Annotated in this window: 14 protein-coding genes; 6 read left to right on the top strand and 8 right to left on the bottom strand. The window is 51.4% G+C overall.

Translation table 11 applies throughout. The annotated features are described in order from the left end of the window. Nucleotides 1-15 precede the first annotated feature (15 nt). Both R50912_RS18525 and R50912_RS18530 read left to right on the top strand, forming a co-directional pair. Nucleotides 16-1,038 (top strand): ABC transporter ATP-binding protein, encoded by a 1,023-nt coding sequence (locus R50912_RS18525; protein ID WP_442950490.1) that lies wholly within the window; start codon nt 16-18, stop codon nt 1,036-1,038. Next, nucleotides 1,035-1,853 (top strand): ABC transporter permease, encoded by an 819-nt coding sequence (locus tag R50912_RS18530; RefSeq protein ID WP_042236979.1) that lies wholly within the window; start codon nt 1,035-1,037, stop codon nt 1,851-1,853. Before R50912_RS18525 ends, R50912_RS18530 begins: the two co-directional genes overlap by 4 nt. 139 nt (nt 1,854-1,992) lie before the next feature. Here the strand turns inward: R50912_RS18530 and R50912_RS18535 are convergent, their stop codons facing one another. The 4 genes from R50912_RS18535 to R50912_RS18550 form a co-directional block, all read right to left on the bottom strand. Next, nucleotides 1,993-2,514, bottom strand: a complete 522-nt coding sequence (locus R50912_RS18535) for a hypothetical protein (RefSeq protein ID WP_042236982.1) — start codon at nt 2,512-2,514, stop codon at nt 1,993-1,995. Between the two features lie 123 nt (nt 2,515-2,637). Beyond that, nucleotides 2,638-3,237: a DUF1349 domain-containing protein gene (locus tag R50912_RS18540; protein ID WP_042236985.1), complete on the bottom strand. Its 600-nt coding sequence runs from the start codon at nt 3,235-3,237 to the stop codon at nt 2,638-2,640. Then, a complete protein-coding gene (locus R50912_RS18545; protein ID WP_042236987.1) occupies nt 3,237-4,448 on the bottom strand; it encodes an MFS transporter in 1,212 nt (403 codons plus the stop codon). The genes R50912_RS18540 and R50912_RS18545 overlap by 1 nt, the downstream gene beginning before the upstream one ends. A 1-nt stretch (nt 4,449) precedes the next feature. Further along, entirely contained in the window at nt 4,450-5,487 is a 1,038-nt protein-coding gene (locus R50912_RS18550; protein ID WP_042236988.1) for an ROK family transcriptional regulator, read from the bottom strand. A gap of 269 nt (nt 5,488-5,756) precedes the next feature. Between R50912_RS18550 and R50912_RS18555 the strand changes: the two genes are divergently transcribed. Genes R50912_RS18555 through R50912_RS18570 form a run of 4 tightly spaced genes read left to right on the top strand, consistent with a single transcriptional unit; the run spans nt 5,757 to nt 10,683 of the window. Then, nucleotides 5,757-6,440, top strand: coding sequence for a response regulator transcription factor (locus R50912_RS18555; RefSeq protein WP_081956568.1), 684 nt, complete (start codon nt 5,757-5,759; stop codon nt 6,438-6,440). Then, a complete protein-coding gene (locus R50912_RS18560; protein WP_042236992.1) occupies nt 6,437-7,600 on the top strand; it encodes a sensor histidine kinase in 1,164 nt (387 codons plus the stop codon). The genes R50912_RS18555 and R50912_RS18560 overlap by 4 nt, the downstream gene beginning before the upstream one ends. Further along, nucleotides 7,590-9,920 carry an FtsX-like permease family protein gene (locus R50912_RS18565; protein ID WP_042242707.1) on the top strand — a complete coding sequence of 777 codons (2,331 nt, stop codon included), beginning with the start codon at nt 7,590-7,592 and terminating at the stop codon, nt 9,918-9,920. Before R50912_RS18560 ends, R50912_RS18565 begins: the two co-directional genes overlap by 11 nt. A gap of 4 nt (nt 9,921-9,924) precedes the next feature. Beyond that, a complete protein-coding gene (locus tag R50912_RS18570; protein ID WP_042236995.1) occupies nt 9,925-10,683 on the top strand; it encodes an ABC transporter ATP-binding protein in 759 nt (252 codons plus the stop codon). 71 nt (nt 10,684-10,754) lie between these two features. Here R50912_RS18570 and R50912_RS18575 read toward each other — a convergent pair whose 3' ends face one another. From R50912_RS18575 to R50912_RS18590, 4 genes are all read right to left on the bottom strand, one after another. Continuing rightward, complete coding sequence (locus R50912_RS18575) at nt 10,755-13,061, bottom strand: thiamine pyrophosphate-dependent enzyme (RefSeq protein ID WP_042236996.1); 2,307 nt, start codon at nt 13,059-13,061, stop codon at nt 10,755-10,757. Between the two features lie 26 nt (nt 13,062-13,087). Beyond that, nucleotides 13,088-14,098, bottom strand: a complete 1,011-nt coding sequence (locus tag R50912_RS18580) for a 2-oxoacid:acceptor oxidoreductase family protein (RefSeq protein ID WP_042236998.1) — start codon at nt 14,096-14,098, stop codon at nt 13,088-13,090. Nucleotides 14,099-14,517: 419 nt separating this feature from the next. After that, entirely contained in the window at nt 14,518-15,747 is a 1,230-nt protein-coding gene (locus R50912_RS18585) for a family 8 glycosyl hydrolase (protein ID WP_042236999.1), read from the bottom strand. 392 nt (nt 15,748-16,139) lie between these two features. Continuing rightward, nucleotides 16,140-17,591: a nicotinate phosphoribosyltransferase gene (locus R50912_RS18590; protein WP_081956569.1), complete on the bottom strand. Its 1,452-nt coding sequence runs from the start codon at nt 17,589-17,591 to the stop codon at nt 16,140-16,142. Nucleotides 17,592-17,672: the final 81 nt, after the last annotated feature.

Here is a 17,672-nt window from a genome sequence, read left to right on the forward strand (position 1 = left end):
GAGGCTGATATTCAAGTGATCTGCATGAACGAGGTAACCAAAATCTATCAGACCAAACATAGACTCGGTCTGTTCCGCTCCGAAACCAGGATACAAGCGGCAGTCAAAGCGCTGACCCTGACCATTGCACCGGGTGAGGTTGTCGGATTGCTCGGGCTGAACGGGGCAGGCAAGACTACAACCATCCGCATGCTCTCAACCCTGCTTGATCCGACTTCAGGAAGTATAGAGGTGGATGGACTCTCCATGGCCGATAACCGGAAAGCTATCCAATCGAAGGTAAACATGATTCCCGGTGGTGAACGAATGCTGTACTGGCGGCTCACCGGCAGGGAGAATCTGGAGTATTTCGGCAGACTCTACGGTCTTAGCAGCACTGCAATCCGGATGGAAAGCACCCGGCTTCTGAATGAAGTCGGGCTGGCGGAAGCAGCTGACCAGCCTGTAGAGCAGTATTCCAAAGGGATGAAGCAGCGGCTCCAGATCGCCAGAGGATTGATTAATGACCCTGCCTACTTATTCCTGGATGAACCTACACTTGGACTCGATGCACCGATTGCCCGTCAATTGCGTGGCACGGTTCGGACGCTAGCCCAAGAGCAGGGTAAAGGTATTCTGCTGACCAGCCATTATCTTCAGGAGGTTGAAGAGCTATGTGACCGGGTATACGTACTTAGCCGCGGGGAACTTCTGCTGTGCGACAAGCCGGAGGCTATTGTCCGGCAGATTGCCGGTTCTCAATCTGCCCATCTCGAGGTAAGCGGATGGGATGAGCAGCTTCGTCCGCAGCTGGTGTCTCATCTGACTGAGCTTGGGCATCCCGCACAGCTGGTTGTCGGAGAGAATGCCGCCAGCCAGACTTCTTCCGGAGAAGATACAACGTACCGGATTTCTGTACAAACTCCGGTAGCTGATACGCTGATCACAGAGCTGCTCCCCTGGGTAAGTGAACACGGGCTGCGTATCCACAGTTTCTCCTGCGATAAACCAACGTTGGAGGATGCCATTATTCTGCTGTCGGAGGACCGGGCATCATGAGACCCGGTGGATTATGGACGACGATTGCCGCCGAGCTGTCCAAGCAGCACCGGAACCGCAGGAAAGGAAGGGCAACCTTCTTCTCCCTGCTATTCTGGCCTGCGCTCAGCTTCCTGACCTCCTATTACACCATGAAGCCCTACAGGACCGGGGAAGGCTCCGTCCTCTCGCGGATCATACCGGATGAACGCATTCCTTTGTTTTTGCTCAGCGGGTATCTGGTGTTCCAGCTGTTCTGGACGGTGGTTGAAGCTGCCTGGATTTTTGAGCAGGAACGCAAAGACGGTACTGTGGAGACGGTATTCCTTACACCTGCTCCCAAAATAGCCTTTCTGTACGGACGCTCCCTGTATTCGCTTATGCACGGAATCTGGATGTTCGCCGTCTTCTCCCTGCTGACCTTTGTATTTGTGTCTGATATTTCAAGCGTCAATTGGACGGCGCTGACGCTTGCGCTGCTGCTGATTATGGTTGCGGCCGTGGTCTGGGGTGCTCTGCTCAGCGCAGTGTCGCTGTTCTCCCGTGAATCTTCATTTCTCTACTATATCTTCCAGACACCGATGGAATTATTCGGCGGAGTACGGATCCCCCCAGCGGTCTTCCCGGCCTGGGCAACCGGAGTCTCCACACTATTCCCGGTGACCTACAGCCTAATCCTGGTACGAGGAGCTTTGTACGGCACCATCGGGGCCACCTGGTGGTGGGCTCTTGGCATCCTGGCCGCGGGCAGCATAGTACTTGCGGGATGCACCCGTTATGTGCTGTACCGTGCGGAGCACCATGCCAGACTGAAAGGCAATTGGAGCTTGTTCTAGCGCCGGCCCGGATCTCCAGGGAAATGAAATTCACCGGAAAATAACGGATATGCATCACAAAAAAACGCCCGCAGGCTTCATGCAGCAATGCTGTCATAAGGTCTGCGGGCGGTTTCTGTACGGCTAGCGTTTTCATGTATTAATGAGCATGTGTGCCCAAATGTTCCAGAAGTCCAGTGAAGAGGCTCTTTACCTTCTTCGAGTATTTCCCCTTCTCCTTGCCCATGGATGTATAGACGAGCGAGGTATTGTCCTTGTTGTAGATCTCTGTTCTGGCCCCGGAAGTTTCCGATACCTGCAATCCGCCATACCAATTTGCAATCCGGCTCACCCGCTCAGGCTTACTGCTGAATACATGCAGGGTAATATTCTGCGCTGGCTGGCTGTTAATCAGATACTGATAACTCGTGTTTCCGCTGTTGTCTTCAGTAAATTTCTCATCCGTCAGCTTAATTTGTTCTCTGGCAAAAGCCTGATGCATCTCCTTGCGGAACCGGCCGTCCAGTCCCTTCCCTTGTGAAAGGGCCAGCATCGTACCATCCTGATAGGCTTGCGTCGTGTAGCTTCCCGCTTCCTTCTTGTCCTGCTCCCCGGAACAGCCCGCCAGCAGTGTCCCGGCAGTCAGTGCGGTAGCCAGCATGGCTGCTAATCTGCGCTTCATAGCCAAAAGCCCCCTTTTCCAAACACTCAGGTTCATTCCTGTTAGGTATAGGATGTCTGAGCGTGTGAAAAATATGCAAACCGCTGCCATTCACATCTGCGTGCTGCCCAGACCGAAGTACCGTTACCGTACAGGCGGATCTGTATGCACATCAATATCCGGGGCTGAGACTGACCAGCGGGTGAAGGTCACCTGAAGCCCTGGCCGGGTTGGTGCGCACAGGAACGGACCTGCCTGCTTGCCATTCTCATGAGCAAAACGTGCTACCCGGATCGTCCGCCAAGGATGATTCTCTGTTCTCGCCCTAAGGATAACCGCATCCTTCATCCGTGATGCCCGTAGAGTCACCACCTCACCTGTCCATTCCGGAACTGGTGACAGCGACCAGTCTGAGTACGTATCCGTCACAACCGCGCCGATATGCGGCACGCCATCATTCAGTTCAATTCCGGCTTTGATCCATATGTCATCACTATGCCACAGCATTATTCCCGCCTGATCGTAGAGCCCTGTAAACCCGTCCAGTACAAAGCTGACCTCAACAGCTTCCGAGTCGTCCCAAGGTGCGAGCAGCGCATGCCCGTTGTCATGCTGGAAGCCGTACATCGTTTTTTGCCAATAATCACTGCCTTCTGCTGCTTCCACCACAAGCTTGCCAGAGATCTTTGTGCTGGACACCGGTTCGTTGCTCCATACTCCATCCTGCCACTCTACTATGCTCATTACAGGCTCACCTCTTCTTTCCGTTTTTTCATCATACTGTTGATCTGCTCAGAACTTAACATCATAACAATAATATACCCGATCATCACAAGCGGAAGAATCATAAAAGTGCTGCGGGCAGCTACCCACCCGAGAAGTGGAGGCAGAAAAGCACCGCCCGTATAAGCCAGTGCCATCTGGTAACCCATAATCTTCTGGGAATTCTCTTTCCCGAACCGGGCCGGTGTCTCATGCAGCATGCATGGGAAGATCGGCGCCGAACCCAGACCAATCAGAATAAACGCAACCAGTGAATAGACAGCAGGCAGCGGCATAGCCAGCACCAGCGCACCTAGCAACGAAATCAGAAGACCGCCGCGGATCAGCGCACGGTTGCTGAATCTGAAGGTAATGAATCCGGTAATCAGCCGCCCAGCAGTGATTCCCCCGTAGTACAGCGACACCCAGCCAGCCGCCGTAGCCGGGGATACATCCTTGACATTCACCAGGTAGCTGCTGCCCCATAAACCTACTGTCGCCTCAACACCGCAATAGAACAGGAAGGTGATCATCGCCAGCTTTACTCCCTTAATCCGCAGCACATTACCGGAAGAAGCATTCGTAGCAGGCACTGCCACCAGCCCTTCCTGAACTTTTTCACCAGCTTGCGGACTGCTGCTCTTACCAGCTCTTTTCCATAACGGGAGACTTGCGAACAGCAGCACTACAAGGGCAAACTGGATCATGCTGACCATGAAGTACCCTTCTCTCCAGGATTCGCCGCCTGCAATATAACGCGACATAATGATCGGCCCGAGCATTGCCCCGACGCCCCAGAAGCAGTGTAGCCAGCTCATATGATGTGCTTTGTAATGGGTAGCCACATAGTTGTTCAGCCCTGTGTCGATCGAACCTGCACCGAGTCCCAGCGGCAAGGCCAGCACCGCTAGCCAGACTACAGAGGAAGAATAAGAGAAACCCAGCAGAGCCAGAGCGGTCACAGCCACGCTGATAAAAGTAACCATTCCTGTCCCGAACCGTTTCAGCACGCTGCTGCTGGCCAAACTTGATATAATTGTGCCTGCGACTACGATCATGGAGAGCAGTCCTGCTGTATCGACCGGTGCCCCATAATCAAGCCTCATCATCGGCCAGGCTGCGCCCAGCATGGAATCCGGCAGCCCCAAACTGATAAACGCTAAATATATAATAATTAAAAATACTGTTGCCATGTCAATATCCACCCTGCCCTTCAGATTTCGTCAGCTTCAGCCCCTGTTCCAAAGTCCCTAAGGTCTGCACAATCATACCCTGAATATAATCGGCGGCAAAATCTTCTGATAGCAGCACCCGCGGAATAGCGGCGTCCGGCAGAAGGGCCCCGCATTTCTCCGCAAGCGCCTGCAGATGCCCTTCATTCAGGAAGCTCCCATACAAGATAACTGCATCCGGGTTCAGCACACTGCTGACAGCTACCGCCAGTCTGGCAATCGCATCAGTCAATTCTGCAAAGGAGGAGATCAGACGGGGATCTCCCCACGGAATGCCCAAGGGTATGTTGGCCACTTCTCCAGCAAAGCCCCGTTTGCCTTTATAGAGCTTACCGTTAATAAAGATCCCTGCCCCCGGTTCAAACCGGTCGGGAAAATACAGATAAATAACTGAACCTTCCTCCTCCTTCATTCTGCGGCAATACCCGATCACTGCAGCGTTGACATCATTCTCAATCACTACGGGTTTGCCGTAACGCTGCCTGAAATGCTCTGCCACCGGAACACCGAGCAGTGCATCATAATCGGACACAATCATTTTGCCATCCACTTCAGCACCAGGCAGTCCTAACCCTATTGCCTGTATAGCGGGGCACATCTGCAGCGAGCTGTCTATTACGGTTTCAAAAGCCGCTAGATCAACTCGCAGAACAGCCGTTTTGTCTTCAAACAGGCAGCGACCGGCAAGCGTAACGATGGTTCTGTGAATATAGATGACATTCTGTTCTTCATGTGTAAATACAATCAGTGCTAGAGCGAATTCTTCGTTATATATGTATTGCTGTGACGGTCTCCCGCCGCTTGAGGAAACCTGCCCACCCAGAGTTACCTCATTCCGCTCCATCAGAATCTGCAGTACGGTTCCTACAGTAACGATACTTAGCCCGGAATACTCGGCGATCTGCCGCTTGGTAGCCTGCCCTCTTTCCTTCAGCACCTGCCGCACCAGATTAATATTTACTTCTCGAATGACCAGAGCGTTGCCGCCAATCTTCTGCATCTGCTTTCACCTCATTAATATAATACTTTATAAAAGTATTTAAATAAATAGACAAATTGAAAACTCCGGCTTCAGGAACGCTATAACGGTACGCACCTCCACCCAACGCTGCGGCGGTGAGTCCCTGCATATTATTATGCTTTGGACAGCCGTTATCGCTGGAATATCTTAAGACAATGTTAAGGTTAGTCATATTTTACTGAAAGGCAAGGCAACTATAATGAACTTACGACCCCGAGGATATGATGAACAGGAAGGGAGGTGAACTCGTGAACAAAACGATTCTGGTTGTAGATGACGAGAAGGAAATCCGTGAGCTTCTACGGTTGTATATCGAGAAGGACGGCTACTCCGTAATCCAGGCTGCTAACGGATTGGAGGCGCTTAAACGGGCTGCGTCCACACGGATTGATTTGGCGGTTATCGACATTATGATGCCTGAGCTTGACGGCTATCAGCTTATTAAAGGTCTGAGAGAACACAGTAATCTTCCTATTATTGTCGTCAGCGCCAAAACGGAAAATCACGAGAAAATTCTGGGGCTTGATCTTGGCGCAGACGATTATGTAACAAAGCCTTTTGACCCTTTGGAGGTTACTGCCCGGATCAAAGCTCAATTACGACGTTATGACGGAGGTGTGTCGGATCGAGAAGCGGATCTGCTGACGGCAGGCGCATTGTGTATGGATGTTTCGGCTTGCATTCTTAGCCTTGGCAACGGGGCAATTCCTCTTACAGCGACAGAATTTAACATAATGAAGCTGTTTATGCAAAGTCCCGGTCGTGTATACACCAAACAGCAGATTTATGAGGCTGCATGGCAGGAGACCGCCATCGTAGACGACAATACAGTGATGGTCGCCATCAGCAAGCTGCGCAGTAAACTTCCCGGAGGCGCGGTATCCATTGGAACTGTGCGGGGATTAGGTTATCGTCTGGAGGTGCGTACATGAAGAACAGACGCAGTTTCAAAAGAGTCATCATACACAGATTCATAGGTTACACCATCGGAATTGCACTAACGCTTCTGGTGTTGGAGTTTTTATTCAGTCTGTATACATTGAATAACGGGATGAATCTCTCGGAGCTGGCGTCTTCCCCTCTGGGCGAGGGGACAGAATCTCTTCAAATCACACTTTCAGTATTCTGGAATCTTATTACAGCTGGAGTATATCTGATTGGGATTGTCCTTTTTGGGCGCGGAATCAACAAGAGAATCATGGAACCCATTCAGAAAATGGAAGAAGGCTTCAAGGCAGTTACCGCCGGCCACCTGGACACTATACTAGACTTTGAAACAGAAACGGAATTTGGGGACATGCGGGACGCCTTCAACTATATGGCGCGAAAGCTGAAAGATTCCGAAGAACAGCGAATGACCATGGAAAATGAAAGGATGCGGCTTTTCTCGCACATTGCCCATGACTTAAAAACCCCCATGACGACGATTTCCGGATACGCTGGGGCTTTGGCAAGCGGTATGGTTGAGGAACCTGACAAACAGCGGGAATACCATCTGGCGATTCAAGCGAAATCCGGACAGATGAACCAATTAATTGACCAGTTGCTTTCCTATTCCAAGCTGGGTACGCCGAAGTACCGGTTAAATGTTGCCAAGGTTGACCTTGTAGAGCTGCTTCGCGCATCTTGTGCCGCTTTGTTCGGTGAAATCGAAAACAAGCTGATGAACTTGGAGCTGCGGTTGCCGGATCATCCAGTATTTCATATGGCGGATTCGCTGGAAATTGCCAGGGCTATCAGCAATCTGCTGACCAACGCAATCCGCCATAACCCGAGCGGCAGCTTATTATACGTGGGGCTGAAGGAGGAATCCGGCTGTATCGAAATACATGTTGCCGATAACGGAACAACTATCCCCAAGACGATTGCCGGGAGTCTGTTCGAGCCTTTTGTATCCGGCAGTGATTCAAGAAGTACCAGCAGTGGAACAGGACTTGGGCTAGCCATTGTAAAAAAGGTGATGGAACACCATTCTGGTGAGGTCTTTGTATGGGACGCCCCCTCACCCTATACCAAGATGTTTGTCCTGTGTTTCCCCAAAGTTTCAAAGTTTCAAGACACAGAAAGACTGAGGGATGAAGATGTATCGTAAAATGATCAAAAATGATATACGCAAAAGCAAGCTGATTACCGCGATGATTACGGCATTTATCCTGATTGCCGCCATGCTGACTGCTTTGGCTGCATCGCTGACAGTAAACCTGTTCGGTGCTATCGACAATATGCTTCTTTCGGCAAAGGCGCCCCACTTCATGCAGATGCACACAGGCGATATTGATATGGAACAGTTGGGAAGCTTCGCGGACGCTAACGACAGCGTAGAGGACTATCAGGTGCTTAAGTTCCTTAACCTTGAAGGTGCGGACATTGTCATCGGGGACGGTTCCCTTGTCGGGAGCATACAGGATAACGGCCTTTCCGTACAGGGCGAGAAATTCGACTTCCTGCTTAACTTAAACGGTGAAATCATCCAGCCGGCCGACGGCGAAATCTATCTCCCCATCTATTACAGGCAGGCTGGAAACGCGGCACTTGGCAACAAGGTGATCATTCATGGCATTTCCTTTACCGTCGCAGGATTTTTACGGGATTCTATCATGAACGCGGCGATGGTAAGCTCCAAACGGTTCCTTGTGAGCCAAGCGGATTTTGATAAAGTCCGTGATTTCGGACAGTTAGAGAACCTTATCGAGTTCCGGCTGGCGGAGGATGTTTCCTTCCCTGCTTTCGAGGCAGCCTATCTTAATGCGGGGCTTCCGTCGAACGGCCCCCCCGCGATCACTTACCCACAAGTAAAGATGATAAATGGCATTACAGATGGTATAACCATTGCCGTGCTGGTGTTGATAGGCACCCTCGTAATCATCGTGGCATTTTTGTGCATCCGGTTAACGCTTCTGGCTAAAATTGAAGAGGATTATAAGGAAATAGGCGCACTGAAGGCTATAGGGATACGGGTATCACAGATTAAAAAGCTTTACCTTGCGAAATACGGTGCTATCTCAGGGGCAGCCTGCGCGCTGGGTTATCTCGCCTCCCTGCCGCTCCAAATTCCTTTCATGCAAAATATCCGTCTATATATGGGAGAGAGCAGCAGCCCGTTACCCGGCCTGCTCTGCGGTCTTGCGGGGGCCACAGTTATCAGCGGGGTTGTCATGCTGTATGTGAACGGGGTGTTGCGGCGTTTCCGCAACATATCTGCAGCGCAGGCGGCGCGGTTCGGCTCAGCGCCGGAACAATCGAAACCTGCCAGAAGCTTCCGGCTGAGCAATAACAGGCTTTTTTCCCGGAATATCTTTCTTGGAATCAAAGATGTTCTTACCCGGAAAAAGCTGTATGCCACCATGCTGATGGTACTGGTCATATCCTCATTCATTATGATTGTACCGCACAATATCAGCAGCACAATTTCTGCGGAAAGCTTCATCACCTACATGGGGATGGGAATTAGCGATGTTAATATCGGGGTGATGCGTACACAGGTGGAGGATGTATCGGGGAAGGCGGCTGAAGTTGCTGAAATGCTGGCGGAGGACAAGAATGTGGAAAAGTATGCTGTGTTCACCGGTATGATGTTAGACCGGAAAGCGGACGATGGAACGATGGAGAAGCTGCGGGTGACGATTGGTGACTACTCCGCCTATCCTATCACCTACTCCAAGGGCCATGCGCCGCAGTCAGAATCGGAAATCGCCCTTTCCGTCCTCAATGCCGAAGACCTTGAAACAGCCGTTGGGGATGACATCATTTTGATCGTTGACGGAGCAGAAAAGCATCTGACGGTGTGCGGGATTTACTCTGATGTCACGAGCGGTGGCCGAACGGCGCAAGCCACTTTTACCGTTAACAACAGAGAGGTATTGAGCGTTGGGCTGGCCGCCACGTTCCGTGACCGTAAGAGTGTACAGACAGCAATATCACAGTACAGGGAACAGTTGCCCTTCGCCAAGGTTACCGGCATCGACGAAAGCATTGGGCAGATGCTCGGATCTATACGGGATTCCATCAAAATGGCTTCCGTTGTCGCTGCCTTGGCAACCGTCCTGCTTACACTGCTGGTTACGGTGCTGTTTATGAAAATGCTGGTAGCGAAAGACCGATATCCCATCGCCATCCTGAAATCAATGGGCTTCACCTGTGCGGATATTCGCGGGCAGTATCTTACACGCTCCATAACCGTGCTGGCGCTGGGCGTCTTCATCGGAACGCTTCTGGCAAACACGCTGGGTGAGCTTGTGGGTGTAGCCATCGTCTCTTCCTTTGGCGCAGCAACCTTCCATTTCGCGGTAGATCCATGGTTTGTCTATCTCGCCTCACCTCTGCTGATTACGGGTTGCGTCATCTACGCCACCATGCTGGGCGTCTCCGGCATCCGTACACTACAAATTTCCGAACATATTAAGGAGACTTAACCTTATGAATAACATTATCACAGGCAATAATATCGTGAAAACCTTTGGCAAGGGTAAGGAGCAGGTCACGGCATTGAACGGAGTAAACGTGGAAATAGCAAAAGGCGAGTTTGTTGCCGTGATGGGGCCGTCAGGTTCGGGGAAATCCACACTGTTGTTCGCGCTCAGCGGCATGGACGAGATTACAGGCGGATCGGTGAAATTTGGCCATACCGAACTATCTAAACTCCGCGAAAACGCGCTTGCAGATATTCGCCGGACAAAGATGGGCTTTGTCTTTCAGCAGCCCACTATGCTGAGAAATTTAAATCTGTTGGATAATATTATTCTCCCCGCCGCGCATGAGGGCTACAAGGATACAGCGAAAATCTCACAAAAGGCCAAAGCCCTAATGAAGAAAACGGGAATTTCCGGTTTGGAAGGCAGGGATATCACAGAGGTATCGGGTGGCCAGCTCCAGCGGGCCGGCATCTGCCGCGCCCTGATGAATGCGCCGGAGATACTCTTTGCCGACGAGCCGACCGGCGCGCTCAACACAAAGTCAGCGGATGAAATCATGGGGCTACTGGTGGTTATTAATCAAGAGGGCACAGCCATATTGCTTGTGACCCATGATGCGAAAGTCGCGGCCAGGGCTGACAGGGTTCTGTTTACGAAAGACGGAAGTATCGTTTCCGAACTACCGCTACCAAAGTTCAGCGGCACGGATATGGAGGCGAGAGGGGACAAGGTACTCGCCGGGATGGCGGCTGTGGGTATTTAAATAGCCCGGCAGAGAATCTCTGCCGGGCGGGTATGAATGATGGCTAATTATAGTGGTGCTTAGGTTAAGCCTTACAAATCCGGATGCTCATGTTTCGCTTTGAGACGGCTCCAGCGGCGCTGTACCTCATTCTCGAAGCTACGCAGTGCAGGCTCGTTCTCCGGCTTCAGCAGATGGCGCGTTTTGCCCATAGTCTTCAGCCAGGCGGAGACTTCAATCCGTTTCTCCTTGTCTTCCGGGTTATACGTGATGTTGGTCATGCCCTGCTCTACTTCATAGAGCGGGAAGAAGCAGGACTCAACGGCCAGGGAGACGATATCTGTACCGTCTTTGTCTTCACTCATCCAGTTGAGCGGACAGGCGATCAGAATCTTGCCATAGACGAGACCTTCATTCTGAGCATACCACTGAGCCTTCGCAGCCTTCTTCAGCAGATCCTGCGGGTAAGCTTCACAGCCGGTGAAGACATAAGGGATATTGGTCGCAGCCATAATCTGTGCAGTGTCCTTATGCTGGGTCAGCTTGCCCTGCTGGGTTTTGCCGATGCTCGAAGTCGAAGTACGGTGTCCGAGCGGTGTGGAATAGGACTGCTGTGCACCTGTATTCATGTAGCCCTCGTTATCGTATTCCACGATAATCATCTTGTGGCCGCGCAGCGCAGCGCCAATCGCCGGACCCATACCAATGTCCATACCGCCGTCACCGGTTACCATAACGAAGGTGAAGTCATCCTGCAGCCCCAGGCCGTCCAGCTCGCCGCGGCGTTTGCGTTCCCAGAACATTTCGACCACACCGGACAGCGTAGCTGCACCGTTCTGGAAGAGGTTGTGGATGAACGTTGATTTATGTGACGAATAAGGATAGCCGGTAGTTGTAACCATGGCACAGCCGGTGTGATACAGCGCTACGATATCCCCTTCAATCCCTTTGAAGAACAGCTCCAGGCCGGAGAAAATACCACAGCCCGGACATGCGCCATGTCCCGGAGACAGACGTCTTGGCTTCTTCATCAGGGAGCGGATCGGCGGAATCTTCACGGCCAGCTTACCTGTTTCTTCATTCTTGTTCACCGTAATCAGTCCGGTCTTCAACAGATCAAAGTTCATCGGCTTCAGCAGACGCTTCGGCGCATTCTCCGGCGCTCCCGGATTATGTCCGTAGTAATCAAACGGCACTTCTACGCGGTCCGCTACCACGGCATCCATTGCGAGCTGGAAGAAGTGATGGCCGTCTTCAGCATAGAAGTCTTTACCGCCCAGTCCGTAGATACGGCTGATTACCTTAGTGGTAGTGTTGCCGTAGGTGAACAATGCAGCCTTAATTTCGTTAACCATATTGCCGCCGTGTCCGCCGACGGAATCCGCACGGTCACCTACAGTAATGGCTTTGACATTCTTCAGCGCTTCAGCAATCTGCTTCTGCGGGAACGGGCGGATCATATTCGGGGAGATCGCTCCCGCTTTGATTCCTTGCAGACGCAGCTGGTCAACTACATCCTTGATAATCTCCGAAGCGGAGTTCATCAGGAATACGGCCACATCGGCATCCTCCATCCGGTACTGCTCGATCATGGGATAATGGCGGCCTGTCAGCACAGCGAATTCCGCTGCGATCTCTTCAAACACGTCACCGGCATTGTACATGGCTACCGACTGCTGATAACGGTTGTTGATATAATCCGGTTCGTTCATATAAGGACCTACAGTAACTGGGTTATTGCGGTCCAGCGTATCTGTGAAGCCAACTGGCGGCTGCTCGCCTACGAACTTGTGAACATCCTCGCGGTGGGCAAAAGCCTGCACACGGCGCTTCTGGTGAGAGGTGAAATAACCGTCGGAAGCAACCATAACCGGAAGGCGGACCTTGGCATGCTCCGCAAGCTTCAATGCCATCAGATTCATATCATATACGGACTGCGGATCACGGCACATCAGGATCGGCCAGCCGGTGTTCAGGGCGAAATACAAGTCGGAATGGTCACCGTGAATATTCAGCGGACCCGAGATCGAACGGCAGATCAGGTTCATAACCATAGGCATCCGCGTACCTGCTTGTACAGGCAACTGCTCCAGCATGAACATGTACCCTTGAGCACTGGTAGCATTGAACACACGGCCGCCTGCTGTTGAAGCGCCGTAACAGATCCCGGCGGAGCTGTGCTCCCCATCGGAAGGCACCAGCATAATGTCATGCTGGCCGCTGGCTTTCATGGTATCGAGGAACTGGGCAACCTCCGTCGACGGCGAGATCGGGAAATACCCCATAACATGATAGTTAATCTGATGGGCGGCATAAGCAGCCATTTCATTGCCTGATTCATATAGGAATTTCTGCTCCACTTTTGCGGAGCCTACTTCTTTTTCATAATCAATAGCCACAATTCATTCCACCTTTCTTCCGAAATTTAGACTTGAGTAACCAGATCAAACGTATGCTTCACGGTATGGCTGTCTGCATAGCCTTCCTTCTCCCGGGTGCTGGAGAGCGCCGAGGTCGGGCAGGCGCCGATGCATTTCAGGCAGCCTTTGCAATATTGATAGTCAATGCCGAGCAGGAACATCTGTGAACGGCCCTTGCGGTCCAGCCGTTCTTCCCATACGAAGCATTGATCCGGACATACCGTGTCACACTGTGCGCAGTTGATGCAGGACTCATTCTCATAGACCGGAAGCATACCGGAACGGGAGATGCTGAGGTTCTTCAGGAAACTGCCGCCCGGGTTCGTGATGGTGCCGCCTATCGGCTGAGTCTCGTAGCCGAGAGCGGAAATATCGGAGCGGACATACACCGGCATGCTGTCGCCGGCAGCCAGCTCGAAATGCAGGAATTTCACTTCATTATAGCCACGGTCAAAGGTCGTAATGGCCGACTGGACCGCCTGCGGATATTTCTTGCCGAGCGATTTCTCAATAACGCCCTTCATAATATCGGTATCCAGGAACGGACAGAGCCGGAACAGCGCGCCAAGCATCGCCATATTCACCCGGTTCTTCTCTTTCAGCGCGATGCTGGTGGCATCGATTACTGCAATCGTACCGGCCTTCATCTTCAGCAGTTCTTTGAGTTCTTCCGGCGTCTTGGCCGAGTTCACAAGAACGGTACTGTGTTCATGAATTCCGCTGGTTACGTTAACGGTCTTGGCAAGCGCTTCGTGAAAAACACCTACAACATGCGGACGTTCTACCGGGGAGGTATCACGGATATGAGTGTCCATATCGCAGAAACGGATATGAGCTTTAACCGCCGACCCCTTCTTTTCCGAACCATACGATGAAAAACTGACGCCATTGAGTCCTGCGCCGACTACACCCGCTTCTGCGAGCATCTTACCGGCAAGGTTCGCACCCAGGCCTCCAATAGATTCGAGACGAATCTCAAAGAAACCGAGCTCATTTACTTTTGGCAATTGTACCACCGACATAACCCCTTTCTTAGTGTCAAGAAGAATAACATCCTTTTGACTTTTTCAACGATTGTAACTTGAAATTGTAAGCCGCGAAGTGACATATCTTGCATTTTCCACGCTTTGGGAATCACAATTCTTTATGGATTTCAATGGATTTCTTTATACGCGACAGCGCGGCGTTACTTCAATAGAAGGTAATCTGCCATAAAAACGACAAATTGTGAAAATTGTGTGTAATTCCGCGTTTTCCCAAGGATGAAGTGGAACCAATGTCACCCTTAATTTAGCAATAAAATTAAAAATTAAGATGTTAAATTTATCACAGATTTCATGATAAATGTCACAGGCGCCCATTATGAAAAAAGACGAAACCCGTGATCAGAGATCACCCGGATTTCGTCTTTGGATCATATCAAGAATAAAAACGCTTAGTAAGTCCACCAGTTACCGGACATTACGATCATGGAGAACAGCTTAATGCTGTCTTCATAATAATCCTCTGCCGCGCTGCCTGACGTATGGCTCCAGAGTGAATTCAGCCAGCTCTGGTTGCCTGATGAAGTCATCGCACTTACGCCGAACGGAGCATAGAACGCGCCGCTGTTGTAGCTGCCGAAAGTGGTTCCGTTCAGCTTGTAGCCGTCCTTGATGTTGCCCGGAGTATTGCTTACCTTAGTCTTGATCCAGCTGTTCAGCTGATTCAGCTGGGACAAGGCACGGTTATCGCCTGTGAGCAAATAATCGGTGGTAATCCGCCACGGGGTACGGCATGAATTGTAGTTATAATTGCCGTCGTTGGCATCCTCCAGGAAATTCGCTGCGGCCGGTTTATAGGTGTTACTGGAGTAGACTACGAAATCTGGCAGCAGACCGGTGGTAGAGCTATAACCGGTATAGAGGTTGTTAATAATCGTATAAGTCTTATCCGTTACATTCTGCCAGCGGGCATCGCCGGTAGCGGACTGGAAGGCCTTCAAATGGCTGAGCATGAAATCGGAAGGACGGGTTGCTGTATTGTATGAACCGCTGTTCGCCCAGTCCCCCAGGCGGATGGTCCACTGGGTCTGATTGATCTCATTATCCATGATTGCATTAATGATGTTAGTAGCTGCCTGCAAATAGTTGATCGTCCCGCTGCTTCCCCATTGTCTGTGAGCCAGCAGCAGCGAGTACGCAATATCCATATCACCATCCGTTGCGGAATCCTCGCCTTCGATATTCTGGAAGCTGCTGTTCTGTTTCCAGGACATCAGATAAGGATTGATGGAGCTTGGATGTGCTGTGTAATAATTGTAGAGTCCGTTATAGTAGTTCTGCGCATTGGTGTCGTAACCGGCCATCAGGACAGTGAACAGCATGCCGTAGCCATGCGCTTCAGAGACGGTCTCCCCGTCTGAATTATATTTAACATAATATTTGCCTGTCCCGGCCGGTTTGAGATATGCACCCTTCCAGGCATCCCATTTGGTCTTAACCGCATTATCCATAACCGTCTGCGTAACATTATTCGGTTTGATGGTTCCGGCCGTATAGGTCGTATGCTGCGGGAACGGTTTGTTCACTGCGGCGAAAGCGGACCCGGCAGGCAGGATAAAGAGCGCCAGACAAAGAAGCATCAGACTTTTCCAGTGCAGCTTGCGTTTCCCTTGCTTATTCATAACGCATTCACTCCTCATGATTTGGTCGATATGGCTTCGAATCCATTGCAATCACAAACGAACTGCCTTAGGAAAAGCTCACCCCCTCACATGGAGTATTCGCCCAACTGTCTGCCGGGCTAAAGTTAAAGCGCTTTAACTTTAGCTCCAAAAAATAACCATTTCTGTAAAAATTGTATTTAAGAACATATTTAATATATTATTCCAGAGACTTCGTGTCAATGAGCATATGGTCCTGCGTATTACGTGTCTATGAAGATATACGCAGCGGGCAGGGGGATGAGCCTGCCTGTCTTCTGCCCACACCCCGGCAAAAAGGCCTTCCCGGTCGTGGATTATCCACCGGCCGAGAGGGCTAAGTTAATTGAGTATATTTCTATATAACAATCAGGCTATTCCACATCCGTCATCATATGCTCCGCGATCAGCTGCTGCTTGCGGTTCCACAGCTGCTCGCTGAGATTCACGCGGAATACTTCAGGGTTCAGCTTACGCAGGTACTCCGGCCAGAACAGATCAAGCTGCTCCTGATGGTAGCGGCGGATCTCGTTCAGATCCGGCAGCTGATAGACCTGGAAGCCGTTCACTACAATCGGCTCCAGCATTGGCAGCGCTTCATAGTGCTCCACATGTTTTCTCATATAAGGATGCAGCGGATTGAACAGCTTGAGCCGGACACCGTTACGCGGCGCCTCTTCCCCGGAGAAGCTGATGTAATCTGCCAGGGCTTTACCGTTCTGCCCGATAATGCGGTAAACGGCCTTTTTGCCGGGAGTCGATACCTTCTCGGGATTAGAGGAAATCTTGATCGTTGGAATCATCTCTCCGCTTGGAGATTCAATCTCGACCAGCTTGTATACTCCGCCTAGAGAAGGCTGATCGGAAGCTGTAATCAGCTGGGTTCCGACCCCCCACGTATCAATAGCCGCCCCTTGCGACTTCAAGTTCATGATCGTGTTCTCATCCAGGTCATTGGAGGCAACGATCTTCACATACTGCAGGCCGGCTTCATCGAGCATTTGCCGGGCTTTGCGGGATAAATAGGCTAAGTCACCGCTGTCGAGCCGGATGCCGTTCATCCGTTTGCCCTGCGCCTCCAGCTTCTTGGCGGTGTTAATCGCATTCGGCACACCGCTGCGCAGGGTATCGAAGGTATCGACCAGCAGGGTAACGCCGTCCGGCATTACTCTCGCGTAAGCGTCGAAGGCTTCCTGTTCGCTCGGGAAGCTCTGCACCCAGGAATGGGCATGGGTGCCCTTCGTAGGAATGCCGAACATTTTGCCGGCCAGCATGTTGGAGGTCGCATGGAAGCCGCCCACATACGCTGCCCGGGCACCCCATACGGCCGCATCTGCTTCCTGCGCACGCCGCGTTCCGAACTCAAGTAGCGTATCATTCGGGGCCACTTGCTTGATCCGGGAAGCTTTGGTCGCAATCAGGGTCTGGTAGTTCATGAAGTTCAGGATGGCTGTCTCCACCAGCTGAGCCTCCATAATCGTGCCTTCCACGCGGATCAGCGGCTCATCCGGGAAGACAAGCGCGCCTTCCTTCATCGAATGTATGCTGCCCTGGAAATGGAACTGCAGCAGCTCCTCCAGAAACGCCGGTGCATAATTCTCCTCCTGCTCCGACAAGTAGCGGATATCATCCTCTGTGAACCGCAGTTCAGCAATATACTGGGCAATCCGCTCCAGGCCTGCAAATACCGCGAACCCGTTGCCGAACGGCAGCTTGCGGAAATAAGCTTCAAATACAGCCCGGCGTTTGTGCGTGCCGTTAACCCAATGGGCGTACATCATATTAATCTGATATTTGTCTGTATGTAGAGCAAGTTCTCTCCTCAAGTCCTCATCTCCTAATAGTTGCACTGCTGTAGCGGGATCTGCAGCTGCTGTTGTGTTATATAATCCAAATTTCCCCTTCGT

The organism is Paenibacillus sp. FSL R5-0912 (genome assembly GCF_000758605.1).
GTDB lineage: Bacteria > Bacillota > Bacilli > Paenibacillales > Paenibacillaceae > Paenibacillus_AQ.